The following is a 22,839-nucleotide window of genomic DNA, read 5'->3' on the forward strand; positions in this document are numbered from 1 at the left end:
TGAATGAATACACTGCATTTAACATCCAGCACTTGTCATGCCTCTACCATTAACTTACCCGGTTCGAAAAGCATCAGCAACCGAACTTTGCTTCTGGCGGCTCTAGCGGACAATACAAGCGAAATATACGATGTGCTGGATTCTGACGATACTCTACATATGCTGAATGCATTGAAAATATTGGGTGTTAAAATTGAGCAGCTACCCACTGCAGAAAAAGAATCAGGGTTGAATCTGCGAATATACGGATGTAATGGTAAGTTTTCACAACAGCAAGCAGAATTATTTCTGGGGAATGCAGGCACTGCTTTTAGACCCTTAACTGCTGTACTAGCAATTTTGGGTGGGGAGTACTATTTACACGGTGTAGCACGTATGCATGAACGCCCAATTGGTGACTTGGTCGATGCGTTAAAAACAGCCGGCGCAATTATTGAATATAAAGGAAAAACAGGTTATCCACCGTTACAAATATATCCAGCCCAAACTCCGACCAATCATCTCCTCAGTATTAAAGGTAATGTCTCCAGTCAATTTTTGACAGCATTACTGATGGCTTTACCCTTAACCGGACAAGCTTATACCATCAAAGTAGTAGGTGAATTAATTTCAAAACCCTATATCGCTATCACTCTTAAATTGTTGCAACAATTCGGAGTACAAATAACCCATAAAAATTTTCAGATATTTCAGCTACCGGCAGGTCAACATTACCATGCTCAAGAAGAATTATTTGTTGAAGGTGATGCATCAAGTGCTTCCTATTTCCTCGCAGCCGGACTTTTATCTGGCCAACCCATACGCGTAAATGGCATAGATGCCAATAGTATTCAAGGAGATATAGCTTTTGTACATGAACTTGAAAAAATCGGAGCACGTGTTAGCTGGGGAAACCAATTTATAGAAATATCCCGTTCACCTGAGCAAGAAATCTTACCATTTGACATTGATGCCAATCATATTCCAGATGCAGCCATGACTTTGGCCATCATTGCACTGGCCTGTAAAAATACCTGTCGCATTCGAAATATTGCCAGTTGGCGTGTTAAAGAAACTGATCGCATTTCAGCCATGGCAACAGAATTGCGCAAACTTGGCGCTAAAATAATCGAAACTGAAGACAGTATCAGCATTACACCACCAACTACATTACAATCCGATATACATATCAGTACCTATGATGATCATCGCATGGCAATGTGCTTTTCATTAGTCAGTCTTTTGGGAACGTCGGTCTATATCGATGATCCTCAGTGCGTTAATAAAACCTTTCCCAATTATTTCAAAATTTTTGCCAGCATGTGCACACCTGTTTAAAATCTAAATTTTATCTTGTCTGTTTCGATTAACTTTGGCATTAAGCCAATATTGCTATAATTTAATTTTTTATTCAGCCATGCTACAAACAGACCAACTTTCCGGTGCAAAACCACAGCGGGTTATCAGCCCGCAAACTGTCTCCGCTCAGGAAGAGCAGCTGGAGCGTGCATTACGGCCGCGCGCATTAACAGACTATATCGGCCAGCACAAAGCTAAAGAACAGCTTTCTATTTTTATACAGGCAGCCAAAATACGAAAAGAGGCACTGGATCACACCCTTTTATTTGGCCCACCTGGTTTGGGCAAGACTACTCTTGCTCATATCATTGCCCATGAGCTTGGCGTAAGTTTGCGCCAGACATCAGGCCCTGTGCTGGAACGCGCAGGCGATCTCGCTGCCATTCTGACTAATCTCGAGCCACACGATGTTCTTTTTATAGATGAAATTCATCGCTTAAATCCTGTAGTAGAAGAAATACTGTATCCCGCACTGGAAGACTACCAATTAGACATCATGATTGGTGAAGGGCCGGCAGCACGTTCGGTGAAAATAGACTTGCCTCCTTTCACACTGGTAGGCGCCACCACGCGCGCAGGGATGCTTACAAATCCATTGCGCGATCGTTTCGGTATCGTTTCTCGTCTAGAGTTTTACAATAATAATGACTTAACAACAATTGTGACCCGTTCTGCACAGCTATTACAACTTCATATCGACAATACAGGTGCAGCTGAAATTGCCAGACGCAGCCGTGGCACACCTCGCATTGCTAATCGCCTGTTGCGCCGCGTACGCGATTATGCCGAAGTAAAACATGAAGGAAAAATCAATGCAGAAATTGCAGATGCTGCGTTAAAAATGCTGGATATCGATCAATCTGGTCTTGATGTAATGGATTGCAAATATCTTGAAGCGATTCTCTATAAATTTTCTGGTGGACCAGTAGGTCTTGACAATATTGCAGCAGCAATCGGCGAATCAACCGATACCATAGAGGATGTAATAGAGCCCTATTTAATTCAGCAGGGTTTTTTACAACGTACACCTCGCGGACGCATGGCAACAGAACTTAGCTACAGCCATTTTGGCCTACCAGCTCCAACCAATAAAACCTGATTCCCAAAATACATTGCACGAATCAGCCATACCAGCATCAGACCTAACTCAGATTAACTGAGCACAATTATTCAGGAAAATACTCATGACTTCAAATCAGATAGATGCAAGCATATTCAAAGCCTATGATATCCGCGGTGTAGTTGATGTGTCTTTAAACAAAGATACAGCTGAACTGATTGGCCGCGCCATAGCCACAGTAGCACTAAGCAAAGGCATCAGCCAGATTGCTCTTGGCCGTGACGGCCGGCTTTCAGGTCCAATACTGGCAGCTAGCTTGATTCAAGGCATCACTGCCTGTGGTATCAACGTAATTGATGTAGGAATGGTAGCTACACCCATGCTGTATTTTGCCGCAGTAGAGCATTGTCATGGCAGCGGCATCATGATCACCGGAAGTCATAATCCACCAGATTATAATGGTTTTAAAATGATGCTAGCTGGCACCACGCTTGCCGGCGACGATATACAAACATTACGCACAATAATTGAGTCCGAACAACTTGCTGCCAATGCAGAACATAGTGGCAATGTGGTTCCTTTGCCTATAGCAAGAGAATACATTACTTACATAAGCAATCAGGTACAGCTTAAGCGCCCAATGAAAATCGTAATTGATGCGGGAAACGGCGTAGCCGGAGCCTATGCAGGTGACTTGTATCGTGCGCTTGGTTGTGAGGTGAAAGAATTATTCTGCGAAGTAGATGGCCATTTTCCTAATCATCATCCTGATCCTGCCAAGCCAGCTAACCTGCAGGATTTAATTCAAGCATTACACAGCAGCGACGCTGAAATAGGACTGGCTTTTGACGGTGATGGTGATCGTTTAGGTGTAGTCACCAAAGATGGCCAAATCATCTATCCAGACCGGCAGCTAATGTTGTTTGCTGCTGATGTACTAACTCGAAACCCTAAAGCGAAAATTATCTATGATGTAAAATCAACCCGATTATTAAAACCGTGGATTGAACAACATGGTGGTGAAGCCATCATGAGTAAAACCGGACATAGCTTTATTAAAGCCGCTATCAAAGAACACGGTGCATTGCTTGCTGGTGAAATGAGTGGCCATGTATTTTTTAAAGAACGCTGGTTAGGATTTGATGATGGCTTATACGCCGGTGCTCGGTTACTGGAAATATTATCCGCTACAGAAGATCCATCCGCGGTTTTAAATGCCTTACCTGAAGGTATATCTACGCCTGAAATTAACATTGCCGTACCTGCCGGTCAATCAGGACACGAAATCATATCCAATCTGGCTAAAACAGCTGAGTTCAGCGGAGAAGTAAAACGCATTACCATTGATGGATTAAGAATAGAGTTTAAAAACGGCTTCGGACTAATGCGCGCATCTAATACCACACCTGTTTTAGTCCTGCGTTTTGAGGCGGATGATCAGCAAGCTCTGGACAGCATTATTGCTCAATTCAAAGCTGTAATAGCACAAAATCCTGATTTAGAATGGGTATAAACAAGTTAAAATTCCTATATATATATATAGATTGCCCGATTTTAAAAACACAGACGGCTACCATTTTGGTAGCCGTTTTGGGAATAGATAAAATATCTACAACACAGCAGAATCAATTAACCTTTTGCCTTACTGCCGGTTTCACGAACGAATATCGTCATAATAAAAGCTAGAATTAATCCGACTACAAACACGATATCAGCATTCTGGAAAACTTTCAGATTCAACTGACCTTCAGCCCCAGCCAAATGATCAATCAATATGCTGAAAAGATTTGTCATAATCGCACTAATAACAAATACGAAAAAGTTAATCACACCTGTAGCCGTACCCTTCACTTCATCTGGATTAACTTCTTTAATCATAGTATAAGGGATCATAGCAGCGCCTGAAGCAACCCCAAATAGAAAACCCATAATATAAGGGGGCATCGCATTAGGCAAATACACAATCAGACCACCGGTAATGCCCATAGCAATTATACTACCCATTACAACAGGTTTACGGCGTCCGATTACATCTGATAAATAGCCCAGAACTGGACAACCAACCACCCAGCCTAAAGGTACCATAGCCAAACGCAACGCCACATCACTACTGGCGCTCAGACCCTCTTGTAAAAACTGATTACCCCAGGCAATATTTCCCACATTAGTAGGCAAGAACATCATAGCCCCAATAAAGGCACAGATATACGATTGAGGGTTTTTCAGCACTACCAAATAAGGATGGCTGAGCCCAGTCCAGTCAATTTTTCCTTCCCGTGTACGTGGAGTAATGAACACTGAAGCAAAGAATATTACTGCCAGCACACCAGCGGCCACCATCCAGAACATCTGCCAGGTCAAAATCTGATTTTTTATAATTGGAGAGACTACAGCCTGCCCCATAAAACCGCCCAGCATACCAAAGCATTGTGTCATACCAACGGCAGTAGCCAGCCATTTTTTGGGAAAACCGCGTGTAGCTAAAAATACTGCACTGGTAAAAGCTAGCCCAGAACCCGCACCTTGAAGGAAACGTCCACTCTGAGCAGTAATTACTGTACCCGAGCAAAACAGCACACATCCAATAGCAACTAAAATAATACCCAATGAAGCTGTAAAACGTGGCCCAATTCGATCCAACAATACACCGGATACCAGCGCAAAAAAAGCATAAGAATAGAAATACAGGCCAATAATACCGGCCATTTCAACTTTACTTATTTTCAAAGTGGCAATTATTTCTGTCTGCATAATACTGGGTGCAGAACGCAATGCATATTGGACAAAATAGAAAATGGCACAGATTAACCAAGCTATCACAAATGTTTTATTTAATAGATTGGATTCTTTACCACTGGGAGGAGACACTGAGGCTCTTGATTCTTGATTCATAGCGCTCTCGCTTTCGTTTAATTACGAATGAAATATCACAAAATCATTCTAACAAAAGCCAGCATGCTTGAACAATAAAGTTAACTCATGCGCCAAAAAAGAAAGAAAACGCTAAAATTACATTTATTTAAACAATAAAATTGAATATTAATTCAAATTAAACATTATCAGTAAAATAAAATGCCAATAAAATGATATTCCAAAAATATATTCGAATATATTTAACATATATAATCATATTTAACTAAAATGCATTAATATGTTTACAATGTTTTTACACTTAATAGACAACTAAGATAGTATAATTTTTATTATAATTTTCGTTATTTTAAGGATATTAAAAATAAATAATCAAAGTTTTATAAATTTCTTAAATTTAATTGCTATCAAGTCAAATTATACAAAAAAACTATTTGATTAAAGCGAATATCAAATTATTTATTATCTACAGTATAAATAAATGACAAAAATTTAAAAATTGATTTCAATCTATTCTTGGTTCTATTAAGGCTAATCAATTTTTAGTTTGAAATATATCAATAAATATCGCCGGCTAATCAAAGTCGAAGAAATTTATGTCCTTGAATAATGCAGTTCTTATAAGTCAAATAAACAAACTTAAACCATTATTATTATTCAAGGACATAAATAAACAGCAGAAATTAACAACTACAGAGAAGCATTAATAAAAGCTTCTAATTGCCCTTTATTCAAGGCACCAACTTTAGTTGCAACACTGGAACCATTTTTAAAAATCATAAGGGTTGGAATACCACGAACTCCAAATTTTGCTGGCGTTTCCTGATTTTCATCTACATTTAGCTTTACAATTTTCAACTTCCCCTGATATTCGGCAGCCAAATCGTCCAATATCGGGGCAATCATTTTACATGGACCGCACCATGGTGCCCAAAAATCCAACAATACTGGGACATCTGACTGTAAAACTTCATTTGCAAAATTTCCATCGCCTATATGAACAATTAAATCACTACTCATTATGGTTTCCTTTATTATCACATTGTCTATATACCATATAGCCAATCGTCTATCATTGCAATAGATGAATTATACCCAAGGATGAATACAACTCTACACACGCATTAGTTCTCAAATATACTTCTGAAAATTATACTATTATTGTATTACATAGTAATCATTTTCAGAGCATTGGCTAGATCAGCCTTTAAATCCACCGCATGTTCTAGTCCAATCGATAAACGAATCAATCCAGGCTGAATAGCTGCATCTAGTTTAGCTTCAGGAGTCATGCGACCATGCGTAGTCGTCCATGGATGCGTCACAGTAGATTTTACATCTCCGAGATTACCCGTTTTACTAAACAACGTTAAAGCATCAATCACCTGCCATGCTGCCTGCTCTCCACCTTTTACTTCAAAAGCTACCACTATACCGCCACCCTGCTGCTGCTTGCGCACCAAAGCTTTTTGAGGATGATTTGCCAGCCCAGTGTAATGAACAGCCACTACTTGTGGTTGCGTAGACAGGAACTGAGCCACTTCTAATGCATTAGCACATTGTTTTTCCATGCGGACATATAATGTTTCCAATCCACTTAGCAACACCCACGCATTAAAAGGTGACAGCACCTCCCCAGTAGTACGTACGTGCTGAAAAATTTCATTAATCAAGGCTTCACTGCCACAAATTACGCCACCCATCACTCGCCCGTGGCCATCAATTGCTTTAGTAGCAGATTGTACGGAAATATCAGCGCCCAGAGCCAAAGGTTGCTGTAATGCGGGAGAAAGAAAACTGTTATCCACCACCAGCAAAGCCTGATTAGTGTGCGCAATTTCTGCTAGTTTTCCAATATCAGCCAATTCATTTAGCGGATTAGATGGTGTTTCCACAAACAGCATACGCGTATTAGGACGCATAGCTGCCTGCCATTCATCAGTATCAGTTTGGCTAACCAATGTTACTTCAATGCCAAAACGAGGCAGAATATTATTCAGTAAACCTATTGTGGTACCAAACAAACTTTTACTAGCAACCAGATGATCACCGGCTTTCAACAAGGCCAAAAAAACGGCGTTAATAGCAGCCATTCCTGTAGAAGCTGCCAAACCAGCTTCAGCCTGCTCCAGCTGAGCTACTCGTGCCTGAAAAGCGGCAACATTTGGATTATTGGTACGAGTATAGGTATAACCCGGTACTGAACCAGCAAATAGAGCCGCACCGGCCTCAGCACTATCAAACATAAAACTACTGGTTAAAAACAAAGCAGAATTATGCTCATTATATGTTGTTTGTTCCTTAGCACCCCTGATCGCAATAGTTTCTGGGTGCAGATGCAATGTAGACATAATAATTAAGTTAATCTATAAATATGAGTAAAGAATTGTGCCGTTTTTTTTAGGATTATGCAAATAACCAGCTAATCAGATTCAGGAATGTAGTATTCTTTGTACCAGACTTCCCACACCAGTATATACAGCTAAATTTCTAAACTCTGGAATACAGAATTCTCATATTCACAGTTATAGCTCGGCAAAAGGAAAAAATATGTACTTTGTGATTTCACCTGCAAAAAAACTGAATGAAAAAAAAGTAAACTTAACTCGCAAACATACCCAACCTGAGCTACTGACACAGGCCAGACAATTAATACCAGTATTAAAACAGCTGGCTCCGCATGATATCGCCGAATTAATGGGTATTTCGGACAAACTTGCAGTGCAGAATGCCGAGCGTTTTAATGACTGGCAGCCTCCTTTTACTCTAGAAAATGCAAAACAAGCAGTATATTTGTTTAATGGTGATGTTTATGAAGGCCTTGATGCCACTACATTATCCCCTGAAGCTTTAAATTATATACAACTACATCTAGGTATACTTTCCGGTTTGTATGGTTTATTAAAGCCTCTGGATCTAATTCAGCCTTATCGGCTGGAAATGGGCACCAAACTGGCAAATGAACACGGTAAGGATTTATATGCATTCTGGGGAAACACTATTACCCATACAGTAGAAAAAAATATGCAGGCTGCTCACGACAAAGTATTAATTAATCTGGCGTCACAGGAGTATTCCAAAGCCATTCAGCCATCAAAATTATCTGCACCTGTAATTACACCCGTTTTCAAAGACCAGAAAAACGGTACCTATAAAATAATCAGCTTTTATGCCAAGCGTGCACGGGGTTTATTTGTGCGCTATGCTGCCCAAAACGAACTGAGTGAACCAGAGCAACTTAAAAATTTCGATTGTGAAGGCTACTATTTCGACAAAGCATCATCTACAGATAAAGAATGGATATTCCTACGGGATGAAATACATCACTTATAAAATTTAATTAAAAATAAAAATAATGATTTAGAAGATAACAGTAAATTATTAAGATAAAAAAACTTGGCAAATGCGCATTTATCGTCTAATATGCGCATCTTCAAAGACGGAAGCGTGGCAGAGCGGTTTAATGCAACGGTCTTGAAAACCGTCGAGGGTTGATAGCCCTCCGTGAGTTCGAATCTCACCGCTTCCGCCAAATAATAAATATAATAAACTCGTTACTAAGAATCTTTTAGCCTATTTAACTACTGTAAAGCCAAAACTAAACGAGCGTTGTCGTTACAAGAAATTATGGCAACAGTTCGATTTATACAGGCCTGCCCGAATTGACATTTGCAACTACCGCAGCAGACGTTTATCCCGAATGTAGAGAAGCATTCGGTGCGCAATATGGCGATGCAACCATTACACAATGCCCGAATTGCAGTTCATCGATACTGTGTTACTACCAAATTGAAGGCGTATTATTCTTACTTAGGTAGCCAATACAAGCGTTCAGGCTGCTTTTCCCCCGAAGAATTGCAACAGTTCCGTTCCGATTTGGCAGAACTGACGAAAAATAGTTCAAAATTGCAAGTTGCGTTGTTTCGCTTCAAGCATGTAATGAGCAAAGTTGGAACACCAATCGCTTCTGGCGTGCGTGACATTGTTATTGATATATTAAGCGAAGTAGCCAAGAAGGCAATTTGAGGCTGAACAGCTCTAGCTAGGTATTCTAATCACATCAAGCCGTTACTACGAAGACTTGGTGTCGTGGACTTTTCTTCAAGTATTTTACAAGACTATTCCTCCCCTTGTCCTGCGCTCAGCATCTCTTTTTTTCACCTGCTCTGAGACGTAAGCTCCGTAGGTTGTGTTCTTCTTTTTTCCATACATTGTTCGTACATGGTTTGATTCCATACACCATTTGGAAATCCTATTCTTGCTACTCGATTTTCCGGCTTTTCCGATAGTTCTGTGCAATAAGCATCATTTTTACTTCTCAGCTCCTTCATTTGCGGCGATTCAGCATTATAATAAGCATCACTTTTTTTGCCCTTCCTTAACCGCTGCTCGCTCGACATAATAGCCATTATACCAGTCCGATATACTACACCCTTCTAATACCAGACTAAGGACTGTCATAATCACTAACCTTGTTTTATTTGAATGGGTCTGCATAGTATTTCTCACCTCTATAGTTAAAATAGCGTTTACCATTAACTTTATGTATTGGTATTAGCACGGTTTTATATGCTTAAAGTTTTTTATAAGAGGTGGCTTGCATCTTTATCTATTATTAATCAAACAAATTAAACCAATTTTCTATATCACTTTAATCTAATAGTTTGAGGACATTTATTTTTAGGAGAATTTAACCATTTTTGTTGTGTTACATTTAAATTTGATAATTTTTTGTAAGTTTCTGAATATTTATTAATACTTATATTATCTTGTAAAATATTTCTTTCTAAATCAATCTTGCCAAAATATAACTTAGATTCATAATAACAATATCCATCATAATAATCACCATTAATGTATGAAAAAAAAATATTATTATTTTTTTTATAGTAATTTTTTACAAGAGAATAGTTTCTTGCATCAGACTTTGTTATGTTTTTATTATATATATTATGATCAATTAATTCATACTCAAAATATGCATCATCTCTAGAATAATCATATCTAAAAGTATAATTACCGTAATTATAATCAGTTATTTTATCAAAAATAAATAACAACCAATATATACTCATTAAAATTAAACCTAAGCAAAAAATACAAAATATGCTAGTTATAATATGTATCCAATGCCTTTTCATATTCGTTCCTTACTTGCTATAAATTATATTAGGTTTACTTTTAATATGTATCTTGTAACTTATCCCCTTAGCAGAAGAACTTAACCACATATCTGTCTAATATAATCATCTAACCCTGCCGTTCAAGCAAATTAATATTCCCATATTCTCTAATTTAGTTTAAAGTAACTGAAAGTTTACCTGCTTTGTGCACAGCGTATGTGGCCTATGTCATTTGCGCTAATACAATAAAAGGCACCAGTATATATGCTATCATTTTGATAAACTGGCGCCCGCTGATTAGTTACTATTTAAGCTATTTCTGAATATTTGATGTAAATAAACTACTTTTGTATAACAAAATAAACAAATTATAGCTATGATTAAAACTGAATTTAATTTATATTTTTTAAGAAATTTTTTTAAAATTAAAACCCTTTTCTTTTCATGCATGCATCTTCAGCAGGACCATACACATTACTTAGCCAATCCTGCATTTCTTTTGAACCTATATATTCATTTTTAGGACGAGGAAGTGATCGCAACTCTATAAAGCAATCATGAAATGCTGTATTCTTTTCCTTTGACCACGTATCCCATCCTGGCCCATTCCAAAAACGAACAACGGATTCGTAACACCCTGACATCCCAAGACATAAGATATTTATTAATATTATTTTTTTAATAAGCTCCATTTCACTTTACTCCCTTAGGTTTAACTAAAATAGGTATAGATGGATTATCTTTGTTTATATTATGATTTGGGCCATACTTCCATTTTTCTTTAAATTCTTTATTGTAAGGATTTTCGTTTGTCTTCGTTCCTGTCAGATTCCCATCTTTATCAATATTTCTTCCTTTTTCATCTACCAAAACATCTTTTGGTTTTTCTCTGAAATAACTACTGTGCGAATACATAAACGGTTTATCTTCTACACCACCTGTAGGTGGATTACCTCCTATCGTATACCGACTACGGAACAATAGCAGTGGACTTCTACCTACAAAATCTGTGTAATGCACTGCTGAATAAGCTTTACTTCCTTCATAACCATTTATCAATAACTGGTCTGCATACTGTTGTACATTAGTTGCTGTACCGTAAAATCTTGCTTCTCTTATTGGTATGCCGGTTAATCCATTTCGATTAGCATACTGTAGCGCATTACTTGCCGTCATCCCACCACGACTGTGGTTACTTAGGTCTATTTTATAGCCTTTTTCTTTGGCATACTCATAAAGTAATATATTTGCTTTCTCTGAATTGGTCAAAGGCAGGTGGCTACCGCCCAAATCATTCACTTTATCATAAAATGCATATACTCCTTCTGATAAAAAGTTGCTGGTTGGCGGATTGGCAACTACATAGATACCATCTGCTCCTGTTTCCCACAAGTTCTGCTTAACCGCATTTTTTAATGCATCATTTAAAGGGTTGAGTATGCCAGGATTGGATATGGTTATTACACCTGTGTTCTGTCCAGGTTTGATTTCATTTATATCAAATATCTGTCTTTTATTCCCTATTTCTGCATAGGGACTTTCTGCATCTATCGGTCTGGTTTTCTTGTTATCGTAACTGTTATTGGAACAATATAAACCATCTTGTGCACAGGTTACATTCCATATCTGTATTGGTCTTCTGGCTGCTCTAACTGCGGGGTCAATAATAGCGTCGCCATCTGCATAAACCAGTGCAGCAGTATTACCATACCCATAAACCGTACCTAATATCATATCTGTATAGAAGGCGGCTTTGTCCCATTTATCGGCACTCCCTTCCAGTGCCAGTGATTCGTTAGTGTTATAACCATTTTTGCCGTCTATATAGTTGTCCTTACGAATATTTTCTGCCTGTTGGCGTTTATTATCGGCGATTTTATGCAAGATATTGCGTAATTCTTGACGATTTTGGTCAAACTCCTGTGTGACTTCACGCTGTGTATCCAGCTCTTTCTGAACTTTGTCTTTGTCAAAGTTGTTGCTCAGGTAGCCGGCTTTATCCGCATAGTTGTCGCTGCTGGTATCGGTATGAATTCCGGCTATGGTTTCGGCTACACTTTTGCCGGTTTTCTGCTGCTGAGCAGCAGCATCCGTAATGATGATGTTGCTCGTATTGATGCCGCTGTGGGTGGTACTGCTGCTATGGCCACTATCGTGTCCGAAGCCAAGGGAATTGCTCGCACCCGTTTCCCCCTGATTAGCCAGATTAATCTTGTCATTACCAGTAGGCTGTTTTTGTCCCAGTGTTGATCCACTAATGCTGCCACTGGCACCGATACCAATACTGCTACCACTATAATCACTATGATTTTGGATATCGCTGCTCGTCAGGCTGCCGGTAATTACTTGGTTTTTGCCTGCCGCTTCGGCTGCTGCAGTAGAGGTGATGATGGCACCTTTGAGGTCGGTATTACCTTTGATGTTGAGCTGGTAGCCATCGTCACCGACAATGATGCCGCTTTGTTCTGTTACAGCAGCATAATCGGCTTTAATTTTGCTTTTACTAAAGCTGGCGGATGCGGATGCGCCATAGCCTACTGTGACCTGCCCGCTGATATTCTGCTGTTTGCTGTTGTATTTGGCGGTGTCCTGCAAGCTTTCGATATTTAGTTCGGCTGCATCAATCTGTACGCCTTTACCTGCTACCTGTGCGCCTTTGATGTTGGTGGCTCCGCCGCTGGTGAGGCTGGTGTTGCCGCTGCTGCTGCCGATGTGGCTGTTGCGGTAGCTGGTTTCGTCGCCGTTGCCATGTCCTTTGCCGCAGTTGGCACCTGCGGTGATCTCGCATTAACCATAATATCTTTTTCACATAAAAAACCCACCTGTATTAAGGTGGGTTAGTGCAGATAAATGGCCTAGTTCCTTTTCATCGGCGGTTTAATCAGGCGACGTTTACTGTCTAGCCCTTACACGTCGCTAACGATACTCTGTATGGTAGCAGCAATCTTAATTAAAGGACTATTTCACCTCGTGCTCTACGCTCAGCTTTTTCTTTCTTTGATTGATTCGATTGATAGGTTTGAAACGTGGGTGTTCCGCGATTTTCCATACACCTTTCAAACAAAGGTTGATTCCATACACCATTTGGGTAACCTTTTTCTTGAAGTCGATTTTCCGGCTTATTTGCCAGCTCTAGACAATAGTCTTGATTTTTTTTTCTCAGTTCTTTCATTTGCGGAGACTCAGCATCATAATAAGCATCACTATCTTTCTGATAGCTTTTCCATGATGACCTATCCACATAATAACCGTTATACCAGTCCGATATACTGCAACCACCTACTAGCAGACTGATTCCTGTCACAATTAATAAGCGTTTTTTACTTGGGCGGTAGTACTGCATGACGTTTTTTACCTTCATAATTAAGAAAATGTCTGCTTGGGGAAATGCTTGATTTATTCTTTGGCTAAATGGTCTAGGGGTATTTATCGGTATAGTAAAAGGCATCAGAGTATTTGCTGTCGTTCTCATACACTGACGCCCGTTAATTAGCTATAGGTAAAACAACTTAGTAATTACATGTCTTATTGGTTTTCAGGAACTATTTCACCTTGCGCCCTGCGCTCAGCACGACGTTTCTTTGCCTGCATTGACATGTAGGCTTCATACGTTGGTGTCCCACGATCTTTCATACAACCATCATACATAGGAGTATTAAATACCCCATTTGGATATCCAGCTCTTGCTTCCCGATTTTCCGGCTTTTCTGCTAATTCAGTGCAATAGGCATCATTGTTTTTTCTCAGCTCTTTCATTTGCGCAGACTCAGCATCATAATAAGCATTCCTATCTTTTTGGCCTTTGATAATCGCAGCCTCTTCAGCATAATAACCGTTATACCAGTCCGATATACTACACCCTTCTAATAACAGACTAAGGACTGTCAGAATTACTAACTTTGTTTTACTTAAACGGATCTGCATAGTATTTCTTACCTCCATAGTTAAAGTAGCGTTTGCCATTAATTTCATGAATGGGTATTTGCGTGGTTTTATGGGTCATAGTTTTTTGGCCATTAATTGTTATATTATCCTCCCGCCCCATTAAATTACTATTCCGACATCTTTACCTTTCATTCTATCTTTGCTATCTATTTTTCTTTCTGGACATTTATGAGAATAAGTATTTAACCATTTTTTTTCTGACGAACTTAAATCAGATAATAATTTATATGTTTTAGGGTATAGATGAATATTTATATTATTTTCTAATTTATTTTTTTTTAGATTTATTTTACCCAAATATAAATTATTATCGTAATAGCAAAATCCTTCATCAAAAGTACCATTTACATAGGTAAAGAATATATCTTCTCCTTCTTTTATATAATCATGAACAAGTGCATGAACATATACATAATTATGGATATCACTATCATCCAAAAGTTCATATTCGAAAACAGAATCTCCATAATAATCGGATCTAAATATATATTTTCCATATTTATCATCAGTTATTCCAGTAAATAAAAATACAAACCAAATGATATATCCAACTATTAAAAACAATAATAGCATAAATATGGTAAATATTTTATGTTTCCAAAACCAATTCATTTTTTTCCTTATTTACTATAAATTACATTTGGTTTGCTTTTTATATGGATTTTATAACTTGTACCCTTACCTGGAGAACCTATCCATGTTTCAATGTTTCTGGGAATCGATTTTAAACCATTATGCATTTCAAAATCATAGCTATCATCAATATATCGGATTTTTTGCTTATTAATCTTATCTCTACTAATAGTAACATGACCGAATACTCCCCAATCTTCATAATGTGAATATGGGACATGTCCTGTCCATTTTTCTTCATTTGATACTGCTGGATTTTGATCCCAAGCCCCATTCTTTGCATTTTTAGGTAAAACAATGCTTATTACTTTATTTTCAGGCAAGTTAACCACTAAATCAGAATTTTTATTTATTGTATACAAATAATCTGCAACCATTTTATTCAAAGGAATTTTACCTGCTTCGATATCTTCAACTAGTTTTTTAACATTTGTGCCGTATTGATTTTTTAACTTTTCCTTAAGTTCATTATTTTGCTTTCTAGTTTTTTCAGGAGTAGTCCCAAAATAAGGCCAATCATTATTGTTTAGGTTATTATCCACAGCCGTATGCGCAGCCTGATTACCCTGCGCTGTATCTGCCATACTTCCACCCGCTACCGCTCCCGTAGCCGCTCCTGCCAGTCCTGATATTGCTGACACAGTTGCTTTCTCTTCTGCCGTTAAATCCTTTGGTTCTTTGTCATACAGCCATTTCGATACCACTGGACCTATCGCCTCTGATCCTCCTGCCGCCAATGCTCCTGCCAATGCATCATTCCCTCCTGCTGCCGCTACCGCTGCACCTAATACTGCATGTGCCACCAGATGGGCTGTGCTGCCTTCAGCATCTTTGCCTTTAAAGTATTGGCCTATCTGATAGGAAACCACCGGACTGGCTGTGGCTGCCAATATGCCCCCTACGCTATTGGTTGGTGCGGCCAATCCTGCTCCGATGGCATTCAGCAGTAAGCCGCCTGTGTTCCATTGCGACAGTTCTTTTTCGTATTGTTCCCGCTCTGATAAGGTCAGGTTTTCGTCTTTCAGTTTTTCTTTCAGGCTATCCTTTTTGCTGTTTATCATTGCTGAGGTAGCCTGTATATTGGCGCTGAATTCCTGTGTGACTTCACGCTGTGTATCCAGCTCTTTCTGAACTTTGTCTTTGTCAAAGTTGTTGCTCAGGTAGCCGGCTTTATCCGCATAGTTGTCGCTGCTGGTATCGGTATGAATTCCGGCTATGGTTTCGGCTACGCTTGTGCCGGTTTTCTGCTGCTGGGCAGCAGCATCTGTAATGATGATGTTGCCAGTATTGATGCCGCTGTGGGTGGTACTGCTGCTATGGCCACTATCGTGTCCGAAGCCAAGGGACTTGCTGGCACCCGTTTCCCCCTGATTAGCCAGGTTAATCTTGTCATTACTAGTAGGCTGTTTTTGTCCCAGTGTTGATCCACTAACGCTGCCACTGGCACCGATACCAATACTGCTACCACTGTAATCACTATGATTATGAATATCACTACTGGTCAGGCTGCCGGTAATTACTTGGTTTTTGCCTGCCGCTTCGGCTGCTGCTGTAGAGGTGATGATGGCACCTTTGAGGTCGGTATTACCTTTGATGTTGAGCTGGTAGCCGTTGTCACCGGCAATGATGCCGCTTTGTTCTGTTACAGCAGCATAATCGGCTTTGATTTTGCTTTTACTGAAGCTGGCAGAGGCAGAGGCGCCATAGCCTACGGTGACCTGCCCGCTGATATTCTGCTGTTTGCTGTTGTATTTGGCGGTGTCCTGCAAGCTTTCGATATTTAGTTCGGCTGCATCAATCTGTACGCCTTTACCTGCTACCTGTGCGCCTTTGATGTTGGTGGCTCCGCCGCTGGTGAGGCTGGTGTTGCCGCTGCTGCTTCCGATATGGCTGTTGCGGTAGCTGGTTTCGTCGCCATTGCCATGTCCTTTGCCGGCATTCACTCCGGCAGTAATACCTAACTTTGGACCACCTGAACCAATGCCGATGGTGGCACCGGCATTCCAGCCACTGGATTTGTTGCTGCTGCGCTCGCTGTGGTTTTGTTCGGCCGCCAGCAGGTTGATTTCGTTGTCTGCCTGTAAGTGTGTACCTTGTTTGCCATTGACATCTGAGCCAATGATGTTGATGTTGGAATCCTGTCCGGCTCCGGTTGCCAGTAGGTTGACTTCACCACCGGCATTAATCTGGCTGGCGGCGGCGACGCTGTCGCGGCTGTGGGTTTCACTGCGGCTTTTTTGCTGGCCTACGGTGATGCTGACGCTGACATTGGTGGCGTTTTGTGGATTGTTGGCCAGGTCGGCGGCGGCATTGCCGGCTTTATACAAGTCTACGCCGGCATTGAAGGCTGCCATGGCGTTGACGCGCGCGTTTTTGCTTTCGCCTATGCGATTTACGGCGGTGCTGGCTGTTTGGATGGCATTGACTATGGGTACGTTGACGGCTACGGTAAGGCCGCTTTTTTCGAAGGTATGGATGTTGTCTCGGCTGTACTGGTCTTCGGCTGCGTTGATGTCTATCTGTTTGGCTATGATGTTTACGTTACCTTGCGGGGAGGAAACGCTGCTGCCGGTTTGGGTATAGTGGTTGCCGGCTACAATGGTGGTGTCTCCGTTGAGGCTGCCAACGCTGCTGCCGCTGTGGATGGTGCGGCGGCTGGTGGTGTCATCGGTTTCTTTCTGTTTCCCGATGCTAAAGCCGATGCCGCCACTACCCATTAGGCCGGATTTGGTTTCTTTGTGGTATTCCTGATCTTGATACTGGTTGGACGCCGCTGTGATGTTAACATCCTGGCCGGCTTTCAGCACTGTGCCATTATCGGAGATGATGTTGCTGCCACGGATGTTAATATCTTGATCACTACTGATGCTGACTTTGGCGCCGGTGATATTGCTGCCTACAGCTTCATCATAGTTGGCCCGCGATTGGTCAAGACTGGTTTTTTTGGACATTAGGCCGCTGGATTTGATGTAGACGGAGTGGTCTAGCTCGGTCTGTTGACGCCCTTCTATGATATTGACACCGTTTTTGCCGTGCAGGCTGACGTTGCCGTTTTCGCTGTTGATGTCGCCCTGCCGGATGTTGAACTGGTCTGCAGCCTGTATTTGTATATCACCGGCAGCACTGATGCTGGTGCCGTTTTCGTTTTGATAGTGGTTTATCCAGTGGTTTTTGTCGCTGCTGCTGCCGTCTGTCATGTCGCGGCGGGTAGTAACGGTATTGAGGTCGATGCTACCGGCACTGCTGCTGAGCTGTGTAGTGCCATTATCTGCATTGTTGACGATGCTGGCGCCACGGGTAGTGATGCCGTGGGTACCGGCTACGCTGAGAACAGCGTCTTTGTCTCCGGTGACATACAGCCCAGCGGTGCGGTCGATAACGGTACCACCGTTGCGTTCATCGCCATAGCTGGCTGTGGTGGTGTTGAGGTTGATTTTATCGGCCTTGAGGCTGAGTAGGTCCTTACCTACTGCGGATCCGCCGTTGAAATTGATGCTGTCATTGGCGGTAAGGGCTACTTTGCTGCCGCTAAGCATGCCACTATTGTCAATATTCTGTGCCCCCAGACTGAGGATGTTCTGGCCGGCAATGCTGCCCTGATTGTTGATGTTGCCACTGTTTTGCAGGTTGATGTTGTGCGCACTGATTAGTGCGCCGGCTGTGGTCACGTCGTTATCACGTACTTTCAGGTAGATTTTGGGTACGAGTACGGTCTGCTGGCTGCCATCGGCTAGGGTGACGGTCTGGTTGACCAGCCACACCATGTCGCTGGTAAGCTGTGCCATTTGCTCGGCACTTAATGCGACACCGGGGGTGATGTGAAACTGCTGTGCAAAGCTGATGCCGGCATTCATGAGTGCTTTGTACTGCTCTTCGTCATTACTGTAGCCTTCCAGCCGGCGGTAGCCGGTAAGCTGTGCTATCTGTTCGTTTATCAGTTTTTGTTCGTAATAGCCATCACCCAGCCGTTTTTGCATTCTGTCTGGGTTCTGCCCTAATGCGCTGAGCATGTAGTCGCTGCCGAGCCATTTTTTCATGTTGGTGAACGCTGGATCGGTTTCAACCAAATAGCCGCTGTTGGTGGGATTGATGTGGTACAGGCTGCTGTTGGGCAAGTTGGTATTGAAGCGGCTGAGACTTTGGATGCTTTGGTTGTGGTTTTCTGTCTGTGTCTGCGCTTTATCCTGTGGTTGCAGCTGATTGCCTGTTTTTGCCTGTTCGGCTTTGCCTTGATTGGCACTGATGCCGGCATGTTGCTGTACAACGCTTACTGGTGTGTCAAATTCATGGCTGGTTATGATGGTTTCGTTATATGGCTTTTCGCCTGTTTTTTTAATTTTACCGGAGCCCAGTTTGGGATTTTTATATTTGTATCCGCCCTGTTGACCATGATTTTCAACCCGCTGCTGGCCTTTGGTTTCTTGGTTTTCCAGATTGAGGCTGTCACCACCGGTCAGATTGCCACCGATGATGATACGGCTGTTGTTATTGACCCAGTGTTCGCCACTGATGGTTAGGTCGCCGCCGATGATGATTTCTGCTGGCTGGCTTTCGGTGACACGCTGTTTGTAGGTATCACTTTTATAGTCCCACCATTTTACGTCTTTAGCTGAGTATTTTTTCCATTTTTTATTGGTGCCGTCATTGAATTTGAAACTGAGTTCTTTTTTTCCTTTTTTGAATTTTCCATCCACACCATCTACCCAGATTGCTGGATTGCCTTTTTCTTGTATCTGGAAGATTTTTTTACTGTTGTCGAGATATTCTTCTACAGCAAAATGATTATTCAGATTCTGTAGTTGCCGTACGGCGATGTTGCCATTTCCCTGCGCTTCGATGCGCGCGCTGCTGTTGAGCAGATTATCTGCCATGCCCACAGCCTGATGCTGTTGGTTTAGGCTGCCACCGATGGCGATGTCACCCTCGCTGGAAAGCAGGGCGTGTTCTTTGTTAACGATATCAGTTGCACCAATGTCCAGCCGCTGGCGTGCGGCTATCACTGCTGCTTTGGTTTCGGTGCCGCTGGTTTCTTCCTGATTGTATAAATCATGGCTGCCAATGGCGACATGGTTGCCATAGATGCGGCCGGTGCCGATGTTGTTGATGCTGTTTCCGGACTGTACTAGTGTGGTGCCGTTGCTGTTTATCAGGCCACGGTTGGTGATTTTGCTTTGTGCCTGTAATTCGGTTTGATTGTTGCTCTGAATGGTGCCGCTGGCCTGATTGTCGATATCGGCTGCCTGCAGACGCACGCTGTCGCCGCCACTAAGGGTATGGCTGTTGCTGATCGTCCCTTGGCTGCTGATAGTCAGGTTGTGACCGGCGGTGATGTCTGCATCGACGCTGAAGTTATCTGTTAATGCGATTTCTGCATCGTGGCCGGCGGCAATGGTGCCCGGGTTATTCAGATTTTGTGCTTGCAGGGTAAGATTCTGGCCGGCAATGATTTGTCCGTTCTGGCTGTTATCTATTTGCAAGGCGTTACCGCTGATATAAACGTCTTTTTGCGAGCTAATCTGTCCCTGCTGGTTGTTCAGGCTTTGGTTGATGCTGGTGCGCGTTTCTCCATTGGCACGTATGGCTCCGTGGTTGTTATTTAGTGTGTCAGCATTAATTTTTATGTTTTCTGCGTCTACTGTGCCTTGTTGGTTATTGAATCCGCTGCTGTGAATTTCTGCTTGCTGTGCAGCACTGATTTTACCCGCTGTGTTATCGATATTACCGGCTTGAATGGTGAGCTGACCATTGCTGCCTATCTGGCCGGTATGGTTATTAAGCTGATTGGTTACGGTAAGCTGCTGGGCGTTGACGCTGCGAATAGCCCCCAGCTGATTATTTATGCTATCCGCTTTCAGTTGCAGACTGTCACTATCGATGGCGCCACTATTGTTATTTAGGTTGGCCGTTTGTATTTCAGCAGTTCCTCCACTCCATAGCTGCCCGCCTTTGCTATTGTCAATTTGCCCACTACTGTGTAGCTGCAGTTGTTTCTGTGCCGCTATGACGCCGCTATCACTGTTGTCGGTGTTCTCTGCCTCTATGGCTATTTGTTCCGTCGACTGGATCCGGCCTTTGCGGTTGTCCAGTTCTTTGCCTGTGTACTGGAACGGTCCTCTGCTGCTGATTTCACCACTGCGGTTATCCAGCCGGCCTGTGCTGATGCGGGCTTCGCCGGTGTTGAGTTTTCCTTGCTGGTTGTCGAGCAGTTCGCCGCTTACTTGTAATTTGTTTAGGTTGAGGGTGCCACGGTTGGTCAGGCCGTTATGTGCGTTCAGGTCGATGCCACCATTGGCAATTATTTGGCCGTTGTCGTTGAGAATTTCTTGTTCGCTGATGATTTGGCCGCTGGCAAATTGTTTGGGGGTGCCCGCCGCTGCTTCGGTCTGGCCTGCGCCTGTGGCAATGGTCGGTACGGGGGTATCCTGGTTTTCTGCCGGTTTCTGCGGCCTGGCTGGCTGTTCTGTTGTGGCTGATTCGCTGCTGTTGCTGGTTGGGGGTTCTGATGGTGCATAACCGATCAGGCTGTTGCTGCTGTTATTCAGTTTATTCAGATCCAGTTTCAGGCTTTGCTGGCCGCTCTGGATGATTTTGCCCTGCTGGTTGTAGATGCTGCCGCTGCTGATGTCGAGCCGGCCGCCGTTGATTTCGCCCTGATTGCTCAGTTGCTGCCGGTTGCGGATGTTTAATTCGTCGGCACTGGTGATTAAACCGCTGTTGTCTAGCTGCTGGCTTTGTAATTGCATTTTGCCTTGGCTCGACAGGGTGCCGCTGTTGCGGATGCTGTCTGCATGTATGGCTGCTGTGGCCTCTTCTGCGGCGCTACTGTTTTTATCTGCGGCAACGATGCTGCCGCTGTTGCTCAGTCTGCCATCGGTACTGATGCTGACGCCTCCGGCTCCGGCAAAGATTTGGCCGGCATTGTTGATGCCGACGCCTTTGTCGTTGCTGATTAGTACGATTTTGCCGGCATACATGCCACCTAGGCTGCTGCTGTCTATGGCTATGCTTTGTTTGTCCGATATATTGTTGTTTACGTTGGCGGTGATCTGCCCTTGGGCATTGATGTCATTACTGCCGGTACTGATGTTGAGTTTATTTGCCCAGATGCCGGCATTGATTTGCGCTGCTTTGGTCAGGATGTTGGTGTAATCACTGCCGCTTGTGTCCAGACCCTGTCCGTTGATGCTGATGTTGCCTCCCCGTACCTGAAAGCCGTCCAGGCTGCCGTTATTGAGTACGGGTCTGCCGGTGGTTAGGGTGACGCCGGCAGCATTGATAAAGCCGCCGCCATTGACGCTGATACCGGACGGGTTGGCCATGATGACTTCGGCTCGTCGGCCGGCTACTTCGATGTAGCCGTTGAGCCGGCTGGGATTGCTGCTGTTGATTTGGTTGACGATGATGCCGGCTTCGCCTTTGGCCAGCCATGGGTTGCCTTGTATCCACCCAGCCTGTTTGGTCTGGGTGCTTTTACGGCTGTTGTTGAGGATGGCTCCTTGTTTGTTGACGTCTAATTGCCGGTACTGGTTGATGGATACGCCGCCTTTGCTCGGGGTCTGGATGTTGATTTGCGGGATGCCGTTGGCGGTTTGGAGGATGGTGGGTTGCTGGTTTTTGGGAGCAGACGGGTCGGCATGGATGTCTGCGGCTATGGCAGAGTGATTAATGAGTACGCATAGACCTAATCCGAGTAGGATGGAGCTGGTTAATACGGGTAGTCTAGCCAGTAGGCTGCTGAAGATGGTGCCGCCGCTTTGATTACGGTCTGCGGTGCTTTTGCCTTCACGGATGGTGTTTTCGGCTACGGCAACCAGAATTCCTCTTTTTTTGTTGAATATGACTTTGTATCTGTTTTTATTCATGATTTTT

The 22,839-nt window shown here is 42.7% G+C and carries 17 protein-coding genes, 1 tRNA gene and 1 pseudogene; 7 read left to right on the plus strand and 12 right to left on the minus strand.

The features are described 5' to 3' along the window. Positions 1 to 3: 3 nt before the first annotated feature. The 3 genes from aroA (at position 4) to ABU615_RS02215 (ending at position 3,911) form a co-directional block, all read left to right on the plus strand. Positions 4 to 1,317, plus strand: a complete 1,314-nt coding sequence (gene aroA, locus ABU615_RS02205) for a 3-phosphoshikimate 1-carboxyvinyltransferase (RefSeq protein WP_370389118.1) — start codon at positions 4 to 6, stop codon at positions 1,315 to 1,317. Between the two features lie 79 nt (positions 1,318 to 1,396). After that, the gene (ruvB, locus tag ABU615_RS02210) at positions 1,397 to 2,437 is read left to right on the plus strand and encodes a Holliday junction branch migration DNA helicase RuvB (RefSeq protein ID WP_267407889.1); all 1,041 of its coding nucleotides are present in this window, start codon (positions 1,397 to 1,399) and stop codon (positions 2,435 to 2,437) included. Positions 2,438 to 2,522: 85 nt separating this feature from the next. Then, positions 2,523 to 3,911, plus strand: a complete 1,389-nt coding sequence (locus ABU615_RS02215; RefSeq protein ID WP_370389119.1) for a phosphomannomutase/phosphoglucomutase — start codon at positions 2,523 to 2,525, stop codon at positions 3,909 to 3,911. 116 nt (positions 3,912 to 4,027) lie between these two features. Here ABU615_RS02215 and ABU615_RS02220 read toward each other — a convergent pair whose 3' ends face one another. From ABU615_RS02220 to ABU615_RS02230, 3 genes are all read right to left on the minus strand, one after another. Then, a complete protein-coding gene (locus tag ABU615_RS02220) occupies positions 4,028 to 5,266 on the minus strand; it encodes an MFS transporter (RefSeq protein ID WP_369608306.1) in 1,239 nt (412 codons plus the stop codon). Positions 5,267 to 5,959: 693 nt separating this feature from the next. Beyond that, a complete protein-coding gene (gene trxA / locus ABU615_RS02225; RefSeq protein ID WP_100140927.1) occupies positions 5,960 to 6,289 on the minus strand; it encodes a thioredoxin TrxA in 330 nt (109 codons plus the stop codon). Positions 6,290 to 6,435: 146 nt separating this feature from the next. Continuing rightward, positions 6,436 to 7,620 (minus strand): O-succinylhomoserine sulfhydrylase, encoded by a 1,185-nt coding sequence (locus ABU615_RS02230; protein WP_370387321.1) that lies wholly within the window; start codon positions 7,618 to 7,620, stop codon positions 6,436 to 6,438. A 199-nt stretch (positions 7,621 to 7,819) separates the two neighbouring features. Between ABU615_RS02230 and yaaA the strand changes: the two genes are divergently transcribed. From yaaA to ABU615_RS02250, 4 genes are all read left to right on the plus strand, one after another. Continuing rightward, positions 7,820 to 8,602: a peroxide stress protein YaaA gene (yaaA, locus tag ABU615_RS02235; protein ID WP_370389120.1), complete on the plus strand. Its 783-nt coding sequence runs from the start codon at positions 7,820 to 7,822 to the stop codon at positions 8,600 to 8,602. Positions 8,603 to 8,710: 108 nt separating this feature from the next. Next, a tRNA-Ser gene (locus ABU615_RS02240) sits at positions 8,711 to 8,801 on the plus strand. A gap of 130 nt (positions 8,802 to 8,931) precedes the next feature. Then, positions 8,932 to 9,087: a DUF2321 domain-containing protein gene (locus tag ABU615_RS02245; protein WP_367418514.1), complete on the plus strand. Its 156-nt coding sequence runs from the start codon at positions 8,932 to 8,934 to the stop codon at positions 9,085 to 9,087. Positions 9,088 to 9,145: 58 nt separating this feature from the next. Then, entirely contained in the window at positions 9,146 to 9,295 is a 150-nt protein-coding gene (locus ABU615_RS02250; protein WP_370389121.1) for a DUF2321 domain-containing protein, read from the plus strand. A gap of 131 nt (positions 9,296 to 9,426) precedes the next feature. Here the strand turns inward: ABU615_RS02250 and ABU615_RS02255 are convergent, their stop codons facing one another. The 9 genes and pseudogenes from ABU615_RS02255 to ABU615_RS02295 form a co-directional block, all read right to left on the minus strand. After that, positions 9,427 to 9,678, minus strand: coding sequence for a hypothetical protein (locus ABU615_RS02255; RefSeq protein WP_370388082.1), 252 nt, complete (start codon positions 9,676 to 9,678; stop codon positions 9,427 to 9,429). A gap of 237 nt (positions 9,679 to 9,915) precedes the next feature. Further along, positions 9,916 to 10,344: a hypothetical protein gene (locus ABU615_RS02260; protein WP_370388083.1), complete on the minus strand. Its 429-nt coding sequence runs from the start codon at positions 10,342 to 10,344 to the stop codon at positions 9,916 to 9,918. Between the two features lie 473 nt (positions 10,345 to 10,817). Then, on the minus strand, positions 10,818 to 11,084 hold the full coding sequence (locus ABU615_RS02265) for a hypothetical protein (protein ID WP_367418517.1): 267 nt from the start codon (positions 11,082 to 11,084) through the stop codon (positions 10,818 to 10,820). Between the two features lies 1 nt (position 11,085). After that, positions 11,086 to 12,987 carry a hypothetical protein gene (locus ABU615_RS02270; RefSeq protein WP_370389122.1) on the minus strand — a complete coding sequence of 634 codons (1,902 nt, stop codon included), beginning with the start codon at positions 12,985 to 12,987 and terminating at the stop codon, positions 11,086 to 11,088. A 21-nt stretch (positions 12,988 to 13,008) separates the two neighbouring features. Beyond that, positions 13,009 to 13,173, minus strand: a pseudogene (locus ABU615_RS02275) (hemagglutinin repeat-containing protein); the annotation flags it as partial. Between the two features lie 169 nt (positions 13,174 to 13,342). Next, on the minus strand, positions 13,343 to 13,864 hold the full coding sequence (locus ABU615_RS02280; protein WP_370389123.1) for a hypothetical protein: 522 nt from the start codon (positions 13,862 to 13,864) through the stop codon (positions 13,343 to 13,345). 53 nt (positions 13,865 to 13,917) lie between these two features. Beyond that, complete coding sequence (locus tag ABU615_RS02285) at positions 13,918 to 14,355, minus strand: hypothetical protein (protein ID WP_369608316.1); 438 nt, start codon at positions 14,353 to 14,355, stop codon at positions 13,918 to 13,920. Between the two features lie 81 nt (positions 14,356 to 14,436). Then, positions 14,437 to 14,949, minus strand: coding sequence for a hypothetical protein (locus ABU615_RS02290; RefSeq protein ID WP_369608317.1), 513 nt, complete (start codon positions 14,947 to 14,949; stop codon positions 14,437 to 14,439). An 8-nt stretch (positions 14,950 to 14,957) separates the two neighbouring features. Then, positions 14,958 to 22,832: a hemagglutinin repeat-containing protein gene (locus ABU615_RS02295; RefSeq protein WP_370389124.1), complete on the minus strand. Its 7,875-nt coding sequence runs from the start codon at positions 22,830 to 22,832 to the stop codon at positions 14,958 to 14,960. Positions 22,833 to 22,839: the final 7 nt, after the last annotated feature.

Origin of the sequence: Snodgrassella alvi (assembly GCF_040741455.2) — a bacterium.
GTDB lineage: Bacteria > Pseudomonadota > Gammaproteobacteria > Burkholderiales > Neisseriaceae > Snodgrassella > Snodgrassella alvi_E.

What these genes read in the sequence shown, in the direction of transcription:
- aroA (WP_370389118.1), top strand. Translation starts at nt 4, where the DNA reads ATGAATACACTGCATTTAACATCCAGCACTTGTCATGCCTCTACCATT.
- ABU615_RS02285 (WP_369608316.1), bottom strand. Translation starts at nt 14,355, where the DNA reads ATGGCAAACGCTACTTTAACTATGGAGGTAAGAAATACTATGCAGATC.
- ABU615_RS02290 (WP_369608317.1), bottom strand. Translation starts at nt 14,949, where the DNA reads ATGAATTGGTTTTGGAAACATAAAATATTTACCATATTTATGCTATTA.
- ABU615_RS02265 (WP_367418517.1), bottom strand. Translation starts at nt 11,084, where the DNA reads ATGGAGCTTATTAAAAAAATAATATTAATAAATATCTTATGTCTTGGG.
- ABU615_RS02255 (WP_370388082.1), bottom strand. Translation starts at nt 9,678, where the DNA reads ATGGCTATTATGTCGAGCGAGCAGCGGTTAAGGAAGGGCAAAAAAAGT.
- ABU615_RS02260 (WP_370388083.1), bottom strand. Translation starts at nt 10,344, where the DNA reads ATGAGTATATATTGGTTGTTATTTATTTTTGATAAAATAACTGATTAT.
- trxA (WP_100140927.1), bottom strand. Translation starts at nt 6,289, where the DNA reads ATGAGTAGTGATTTAATTGTTCATATAGGCGATGGAAATTTTGCAAAT.
- yaaA (WP_370389120.1), top strand. Translation starts at nt 7,820, where the DNA reads ATGTACTTTGTGATTTCACCTGCAAAAAAACTGAATGAAAAAAAAGTA.
- ABU615_RS02280 (WP_370389123.1), bottom strand. Translation starts at nt 13,864, where the DNA reads ATGAGAACGACAGCAAATACTCTGATGCCTTTTACTATACCGATAAAT.
- ABU615_RS02215 (WP_370389119.1), top strand. Translation starts at nt 2,523, where the DNA reads ATGACTTCAAATCAGATAGATGCAAGCATATTCAAAGCCTATGATATC.
- ruvB (WP_267407889.1), top strand. Translation starts at nt 1,397, where the DNA reads ATGCTACAAACAGACCAACTTTCCGGTGCAAAACCACAGCGGGTTATC.
- ABU615_RS02230 (WP_370387321.1), bottom strand. Translation starts at nt 7,620, where the DNA reads ATGTCTACATTGCATCTGCACCCAGAAACTATTGCGATCAGGGGTGCT.
- ABU615_RS02295 (WP_370389124.1), bottom strand. Translation starts at nt 22,832, where the DNA reads ATGAATAAAAACAGATACAAAGTCATATTCAACAAAAAAAGAGGAATT.